Here is a 6866-nt window from a genome sequence, read left to right on the forward strand (position 1 = left end):
CCGTTCGCCCCGATCTTGAGGACTGGCAGAATGGGCGCAGGTATGGGCAAGGGCACGACGCGGGATCTTGAAGGCAAGCTGGTCGTGCTCGTCGGCGGCAGCGGCTTTTTCGGCAGCCACCTCGCGCAGGAGCTGCTGGAGCGCGGCGCGCGGCTGCGCGTGTGCAGCCGCCATGTCGAGCGCGCCTATTCGATCAAGCCGCTGGGCATCCTCGGGCAGGTTCAGCTGGTCCGCCTCGACTCGCGCAACGAACGCGCGCTGGCGGCGGCGTTCCAGGGGGCCGATGCCGTGGTCAACCTGGTCGGTGCGTTCAAGGGCGATCTCGACCGGCTCCAGGGCCGCGGGGCAGGGACCGTCGCGGCCGTGGCCAAGGCCGCTGGCGTCGCTGCCTTCGTGCAGATCTCGGCGATCGGTGCGGATGCCGGTTCACCGGTCGCCTATGCGCGCACCAAGGCCGAGGGCGAGGCCGCCGTTGCAGCGGCATTCCCCGGCGCGGTGATCGTGCGCCCCTCGGTGCTGTTCGGTGAGGACGATGCGTTCCTCAACATGTTCGCTGGCATCATCGGTCGCTTCCCGGTCGTCCCGGTCTTCGCGCCCGAGGCGAAGCTGCAGCCGCTGTTCGTCGACGACGCAGCCTGCGCGGTCGCGACGATCCTTGCCGATTTCCCGGCGCAGGCGGGCAAGACCTTCGAGATCGCCGGGCCGGAAGCGGTGTCGATGATGGATCTGAACCAGCGCATCGCCCGCGCGCAGGGCCGCAGTCCGGTGCTGCTGGCCGTGCCCGATGCCGGCGCCACGCTGTTTGCGAGCCTGCCGGGCACTCCGCTGTCGCGCGACCAGCTGACGCTGCTCAAGGCGGGCAACACCGCATCGGGTGGCTATCCGGGCCTTGCCGACCTCGGCATCACCGCGCGCCCGCTGGCGCTGTTCCTCGATCGCTGGATGACCCGCTATCGCAAGGCCGGTCGTTTCGGAAAGAAGAGCCTCGCCTGATCGAACGCGGCCTGGATGAAGCCACGGCGCAGCGCGCGCCGGGCTTTATCCGACCGTTGGGTCAGGCGTTAACGTCGGCGTAGTGTGACGGCGGCTGGATCACGTCCATCCGCTCGCTCAGAAGCGGGCGAAAGCTGGGCCGGCTCTTGAACACGGCATACCAGTCGCGTGCCTGGTCGTGGCCGTTCCAGTCGATGCCGCCGAGGTAATCGGCCACGGACAGCTGCGCGGCGGCAGTGAGGTCGGCGAGGCTCATGGTCGAGCCGGCGAGCCAGGGGCGATTATCGATCAGGTGGTCGATATAGTAGAGATGGTCGTGCGCCAGCCGCAGCGCCTCGCGCAGCGCGCGCGAATCGGGTGACTGGCGATAGACCAGTCGCTTCTTCATCCGTTCTTCCAGCAGCGGCAGCGTGACGTCGGCGTAGAAGTTCTCGTCGAACAGCGCCACCAGCCGGCGGATCTCGGCACGGTTGGTGGCTGTACCGTTGATCATCGGGTTCTTGTCGCTGGTTTCCTCGAGGTATTCGCAGATCGCGCGGCTATCGAGCAGCGTGATGGCGCGCGCCTCGTCGCGCAGCACCGGGGTACGCACCGCCGGGTTCAGCTTCTGGAACTCCTCGCGATACTCCCACGGGTTCTCGCGGATCAATTCGTAGGGAATGCCCTTTTCGGCCATCAGCAGGCGGACCTTGCGGCTGAAGGGGCAAAGGGGGAACTGGTAGAGCTGCCACATTTCCGCTTCATGGACGAGGGCGAGGGGGCAAGTCCAGCGCCGCCGCCGCGCCCGCGCCCTATTTTCGGTGGAGCGCCGAATGGCTGGGCAGGATCGCTCAGTGGAACAGGCGCATCCGCTCGCGCAGCACGTCGATGGCGATGCGCTCGATCGCGGCGACCGGACAATCGGACTCGAGCAGGGCTGCCAGTGAGCGCTGCTTTTGCGCCATCAGGTCGATCGCCTGAAGCACGTCCATGTGGCGCACGGCGATGTCCATGTCGGTGCACAGCCGTTCCCCGAGGGCTTCGAGCTCCTGCGCGAGCTCTTCCAGCACTATGGCGATCTGGTGATGGGTGGCATCCTGGGTCATTGGGACGGCTCCGGGGGAAACGGTCGTCGGCATGCGGCGGGCGATCCCGCGCACCGTGAGGCGAAACGTGCTAGGGTGGGAAGCGCGGCGGGCCGGGTCGGGGCGCACCGTCCTTGCGCTCAGGCCGCCTCGGTCATGGTCTCGCTGTCGGCCAGCGCGGCAAGGTTCAGCACCATGACCATCTTGTCCTCGATCGCGGCAAGGCCTTCGAGGAACGGGACCACGGTATCCGCGCCCGAGGCCGGCGGCGGGGGCTGCATCGCCTCGTCGGGCACGGTGACGATGTCGCTGACGGCATCGACGATCCAGCCGCCGATCTGGCTTCCCAGCTGCGTCACGATGATCGCATGGCGCGGCGTCGGTTCGGTCGCGTGCCAGCCGAGGCGCGCGGCGAGGTCGACGACGGGCAGCACCGTGCCGCGCAGGTTGACCACGCCCGCGACGTAATGCGGCACCCGCGGCAGGCGCGTGGTGGGTGTCCAGGCGCGGATTTCGCGGATGGCCATGATGTCGAGGCCGAAGACCTGGCCTTCCACCTCGAAGGTGATCAATTCGCGGATCATGCGGATGCTCCCTTGTTCAACACGGTTTCACGGTCCGTCAGTGCGACACGCGGCGGACGGCGGCGACCAGCTTGGCCGGGTCGAACGGCTTGACGATCCAGCCGGTGGCACCGGCGGCGCGCGCACGGGCTTTCTTTTCCTCCGAGCTCTCGGTGGTCAGCACCAGGATCGGGCGGTCGCGGTGGCGGCTTCCCTCGCGCAGCCGTTCGATCAGGCCGAACCCGTCGAGGCGCGGCATGTTGATGTCGGTGATGACGACATCGACCTCGTTCATCGACAGCCAGTCGAGCGCGGCCATGCCGTCCTCGGCCTGGGAAACGTCGAAGCCCTGGTTCGACAGGGCGTGGTTGAGCAGGGCACGCATCGACGGGCTGTCGTCGACGGTGAGGACTCGCGTGGTGGATGGTGTGGTCATGCCGGGACTCGCTTTTCCATTCAGAACAGTTCGACGTCGCCGAGCGCGCGGGCCGGGCGGGTCGTGGGTTGGACAGGGGGGGCAAGCCGGTCTTCCACCGTGCGGAGGCGGACCTGGCCCGATGCCGGGCGGAAATCGACGCGGCGGGCCTGGGTGCCGCCGAGGTCCTCGCGGGCGAGGGTAATACCTTCGTTGACGAGGAACTTGCGCGCGAACTCGGCATTCACCGTGCCGATCCGCATCATGTTGCGGTTGACGTTGGCACCGCCATAGAGATGCGCCTTGAGGTGGCTTTTGCGCGCGCCCTTGCCGATCATCTCGTTGACCAGCAGCTCCATCAGGTAGACGCCGTAGTGCTCGTCGACCGAGGCGCCCTCGTAGCCTGCGGGCGGCTGGGCGAGCAGGAAATGGTTCATGCCGCCCACGCGGGCCTGCGGGTCGAACAGGCAGGTGGCGACGCAACTGCCCAGCACCGTGGAATATTCCAGGCCCGGGTCCGCGCTGGCAAGCGCCTGTCCCTGCATTACGGTGACGCGGGCGAGATCGCCGCCGGGTGGGAGGATGGCTTTGTGGAACATGGCTCAGGCCGCCTTGCTGAAGGCGCGGCGGGCGATCTGCCCCAGCGGCGCGACGATCCGCGCGGCACCAAGCGAGATCGCGGCGCGCGGCATGCCGAAGACGGTGCAGGTCGCCTCGTCCTGGGCGATGGTGCGCGCACCCTTCTGGGCCATGGCGAGAAGGCCCCGCGCGCCGTCGGAGCCCATGCCGGTGAGCAGGATGCCCACCGCCTGCGCGCCGACGACTTCGGCGACGGACGAGAACAGCACGTCGACCGAGGGCAGGTGGCCCGACACCAGCTGGCCTCGGCGCAGCTTGGCGTGGAGGTTCTGGCTGCCGCCGACGCCGAGATGCCGGTCGTCGCCCGGTGCCAAGTAGACATGGCCGTCGCGCAGAGGCTGGTCGGGCTCGGCCACGACGATGCGGGGTGGGCAGTGCTGGTCCAGCGTCCGCGCCACGGCGGGTGCGAAGCGCGCATTGATATGCTGGACGATGAGCGTGGGCGGGCAATCGACCGGGAAATCGGCGAGCACTGCCTGCAGTGCCTCGACTCCGCCGGTCGATGCGCCGATCGCGATCAGGCGCGGCCGGTCGGTGACGGTGATGCCGGGCTGGCGCGCTGCGGTGCGGGTGGACCGTAGCGGCGCGGGCGCCGGCGCGCTGCGCGGTGCGAAGCGGACCTTGGCGGCGTCGCGGATCAGCTCCGCCAGCCGGCCGCTGTCGTCGAGCGACAGGCCCCCGCCATCGCCGGACTTGGCATAGCAATCGACCGCTCCCAGCGCGAGCGCGCGCGCGGTGGTCTCGTTTCCCTGCTGCGTGGCGCCCGAGACGATGATTACCGGCGTCGGGCGCAGCTGCATGATCTTCTCGAGGAAATCGAGGCCGTTCATCCCCGGCATCTCGACGTCGAGCGTGACCACGTCGGGGTCGAGCTCGCGGATCATCTGGCGTCCTTCGGCCGCATTGGCCGCGGCCGCCACCACCTCGATGTCGGGCTCCTTGGCCAGCCGGTTCATGAGGATCGCGCGCATGGTCGGCGAATCCTCGACGATCACCACCCGGATGGTCATGCTGCCCTCCGTGCATAGATGGTCGGGCCCATGTTGGAGAGCGTGTCGAGCGCCGGACCGGTCACGCGTTCGCTATGGCCGATATAGAGGTGCCCGTTCGGCACGAGCTTGTCGGCGAAGCGCGACACGAGCCGCTCCTTGGTCGGATTGTCGAAATAGATCATGACGTTGCGGCAGAATATCACGTCGAAGGCGCCAGCCATCGGCCAGTCTCCCAACAGGTTGAGGTGGCGGAACCGCACAAGTGCCCGCGCTTCCGGCGCGATCGTGGCCTCGGCGCCGTCGGGCACGGTCCAGGCGCGGCGCAGCGCCTCGGGCACGGGCTTGAGGTCTTCCTGGCGGTAGCGCGCCGCCTCGGCCTTGGTGATCGCGTGCGTCGCGATGTCGCTGGCCAGGACGCGCACGTCGCATTGCGCGATCCGCTGGCCTTGGCTGCGATCGGGGCCGAGCAGGGTCATGACCAGCGACCAGATCTCCTCGCCGCTCGAACAGCCGGCCGACCAGATGCGGACCTTGCCGCCGCGGTTGAGCTGTTCGATCAGCCGGGGGCGCACCTCGTGGGCGAAATGCTCGAAGTGATGCGCCTCGCGATAGAAGAAGGTGTGATTGGTGGTGAGTGCGCAGATCGCGCGCTTGCGCTCCTCGGCGTCCTCGCGGATCCGCAGGACATAGGCGCCGAAGGTCTGGCATCCGGAATCGCGCACCAGCGGGGCCAGCCGTGAATAGACCAGCATGGCCTTGCCCGGCGGCAGGACAATTCCGGCCTCGCGGTGGGCGATCTCGCTGACGGCCTTGAAGTCGGCCGGGCCATAGACTCCGGGGCTGACGCCGGGCAGACCAGTATCGAAGGTGGCGTGCACGGTCATGCCGCTTCCGCCTCCGCCGCCGGGGCGGTGGCCATGTCCAGCTGACCCTGCTCGGCCAGGCTGCGCGCGACGAGGCCGTCGACGTCGATGATCAGCGCGACCCGCCCGTCGCCCAGGATCGTGGCACCCGCCACCCCCTCGACCGAGCGGTAATGCGTGTCGAGGCTCTTGATGACGACCTGGCGCTGGTCGACGATCGAATCGACCAGCAGCGCGGCGCGGCCGGCGCCTTCGGTCTCGATCACGATCAGCACGCCTTCGCTGGGGGCATCGACGGCGCCGAATGCACCGACGGCGACATGCAGCGGCACCACGGGGATGAACTTGCCGCGCACGTTCATCATCGTCCGGCTGGAGCCCAGGCCCTTCACGTCCTCGGGCGCGGGGCGCAGCGATTCGACCACGTTGGCGAGCGGGACGACCAGGGTCTGGTCGCCGACGTTGACCACCATCCCGTCGGAAATCGCGAGTGTGAGCGGCAGGGTGAGGGTGAAGGTCGTGCCGGCGCCGGCCTCCGACTCGATCGTGATGCGCCCGCCCAGATCCTTCACGTTCTGGCGCACGACATCCATGCCCACGCCGCGCCCCGAGATGTTGGAGACCTGCTGCGCGGTGGAGAATCCGGGCGCGAAGATCAGCGCGTCGATTTCCTCCTTCGACAGCTGGACATCGGGGGCGACGAGGCCCTTCTCGATCGCCTTGGCGAGGACGCGATCGCGGTCGATGCCGCGCCCGTCGTCGGCGATGCGGATGAGGATGCGGCCCGAGCGATGCTCGGCCGAGAGCATGAGCGTGCCTTCGCCGCTCTTGCCCGCCGCGATGCGTTCGGCCGGGGTTTCGATGCCGTGATCGACCGCGTTGCGGATCAGGTGGGTGAGCGGCTCGCCCAGTCGCTCGATCACCGTCTTGTCCAGTTCGGTACTCTCGCCCGAAACCTCGAGGCGGACGTGCTTGCCGGTGCTGGCGGACAACTCGCGCAGGATGCGCGGAACGCGGCTGAAGACTGAGCCGATCGGCTGCGCGCGGATCGCCATCGCGCTTTCCTGGATGTCGCGCGTCAGCCCGTCGAGCACGGCGATTTCTTCAGTGGCGGCCAAGCCGTCGCTCGACAGCCGCTGCGCCATCATCGCCTGGGCGATGACCAGCTCGCCGACTGCATCGATCAGCTTGTCCAGCTTCGACAATTCGATGCGGATCGACTGGCCCGGGGCGGGCGGTGCGGGCGGGACACCTTGCGCACCACTGCCGGTGGCAGGTGCCGGCGCCGCGGTTGCTGCCGTCGACATCGACGGCGACGGCGTCGACGAATTTGTCGT

9 protein-coding genes are annotated in these 6866 nt (G+C 68.5%); 1 reads left to right on the top strand and 8 read right to left on the bottom strand.

Going from position 1 to position 6866, the window contains the following annotated elements:
• The first annotated feature begins 30 nt into the window (after positions 1–30).
• On the top strand, positions 31–993 hold the full coding sequence (locus V7Q48_RS16630; RefSeq protein ID WP_333839906.1) for an NAD(P)H-binding protein: 963 nt from the start codon (positions 31–33) through the stop codon (positions 991–993).
• Between the two features lie 61 nt (positions 994–1054).
• Here V7Q48_RS16630 and V7Q48_RS16635 read toward each other — a convergent pair whose 3' ends face one another.
• The 8 genes from V7Q48_RS16635 to V7Q48_RS16670 form a co-directional block, all read right to left on the bottom strand.
• Positions 1055–1726, bottom strand: a complete 672-nt coding sequence (locus tag V7Q48_RS16635; protein ID WP_333839909.1) for a glutathione S-transferase family protein — start codon at positions 1724–1726, stop codon at positions 1055–1057.
• A 97-nt stretch (positions 1727–1823) separates the two neighbouring features.
• A complete protein-coding gene (locus tag V7Q48_RS16640; RefSeq protein WP_333839912.1) occupies positions 1824–2078 on the bottom strand; it encodes a hypothetical protein in 255 nt (84 codons plus the stop codon).
• 119 nt (positions 2079–2197) lie between these two features.
• Positions 2198–2641 (bottom strand): chemotaxis protein CheW, encoded by a 444-nt coding sequence (locus V7Q48_RS16645; RefSeq protein WP_333839915.1) that lies wholly within the window; start codon positions 2639–2641, stop codon positions 2198–2200.
• Between the two features lie 37 nt (positions 2642–2678).
• Entirely contained in the window at positions 2679–3056 is a 378-nt protein-coding gene (locus V7Q48_RS16650; RefSeq protein ID WP_333839917.1) for a response regulator, read from the bottom strand.
• Between the two features lie 20 nt (positions 3057–3076).
• On the bottom strand, positions 3077–3634 hold the full coding sequence (locus tag V7Q48_RS16655) for a chemotaxis protein CheD (protein ID WP_333839919.1): 558 nt from the start codon (positions 3632–3634) through the stop codon (positions 3077–3079).
• Positions 3635–3637: 3 nt separating this feature from the next.
• Positions 3638–4684 carry a protein-glutamate methylesterase/protein-glutamine glutaminase gene (locus tag V7Q48_RS16660; protein ID WP_333839922.1) on the bottom strand — a complete coding sequence of 349 codons (1047 nt, stop codon included), beginning with the start codon at positions 4682–4684 and terminating at the stop codon, positions 3638–3640.
• Positions 4681–5550 carry a CheR family methyltransferase gene (locus V7Q48_RS16665; protein ID WP_333839924.1) on the bottom strand — a complete coding sequence of 290 codons (870 nt, stop codon included), beginning with the start codon at positions 5548–5550 and terminating at the stop codon, positions 4681–4683. Before V7Q48_RS16665 ends, V7Q48_RS16660 begins: the two co-directional genes overlap by 4 nt.
• On the bottom strand, positions 5547–6866 hold a 1320-nt coding region (locus V7Q48_RS16670; protein ID WP_333839928.1), incomplete at its 5' end, for a chemotaxis protein CheA. The genes V7Q48_RS16670 and V7Q48_RS16665, both read right to left, overlap by 4 nt.

The sequence above is a fragment of the Novosphingobium sp. genome (assembly GCF_036803765.1).
Lineage (GTDB): Bacteria > Pseudomonadota > Alphaproteobacteria > Sphingomonadales > Sphingomonadaceae > Novosphingobium.

Bases quoted from the DNA above. Each gene is read 5' to 3' on its own strand.
- V7Q48_RS16635 (WP_333839909.1), bottom strand. From the start codon at position 1,726: ATGTGGCAGCTCTACCAGTTCCCCCTTTGCCCCTTCAGCCGCAAGGTC.
- V7Q48_RS16645 (WP_333839915.1), bottom strand. From the start codon at position 2,641: ATGATCCGCGAATTGATCACCTTCGAGGTGGAAGGCCAGGTCTTCGGC.
- V7Q48_RS16650 (WP_333839917.1), bottom strand. From the start codon at position 3,056: ATGACCACACCATCCACCACGCGAGTCCTCACCGTCGACGACAGCCCG.
- V7Q48_RS16655 (WP_333839919.1), bottom strand. From the start codon at position 3,634: ATGTTCCACAAAGCCATCCTCCCACCCGGCGGCGATCTCGCCCGCGTC.
- V7Q48_RS16640 (WP_333839912.1), bottom strand. From the start codon at position 2,078: ATGACCCAGGATGCCACCCATCACCAGATCGCCATAGTGCTGGAAGAG.
- V7Q48_RS16660 (WP_333839922.1), bottom strand. From the start codon at position 4,684: ATGACCATCCGGGTGGTGATCGTCGAGGATTCGCCGACCATGCGCGCG.
- V7Q48_RS16665 (WP_333839924.1), bottom strand. From the start codon at position 5,550: ATGACCGTGCACGCCACCTTCGATACTGGTCTGCCCGGCGTCAGCCCC.
- V7Q48_RS16630 (WP_333839906.1), top strand. From the start codon at position 31: ATGGGCGCAGGTATGGGCAAGGGCACGACGCGGGATCTTGAAGGCAAG.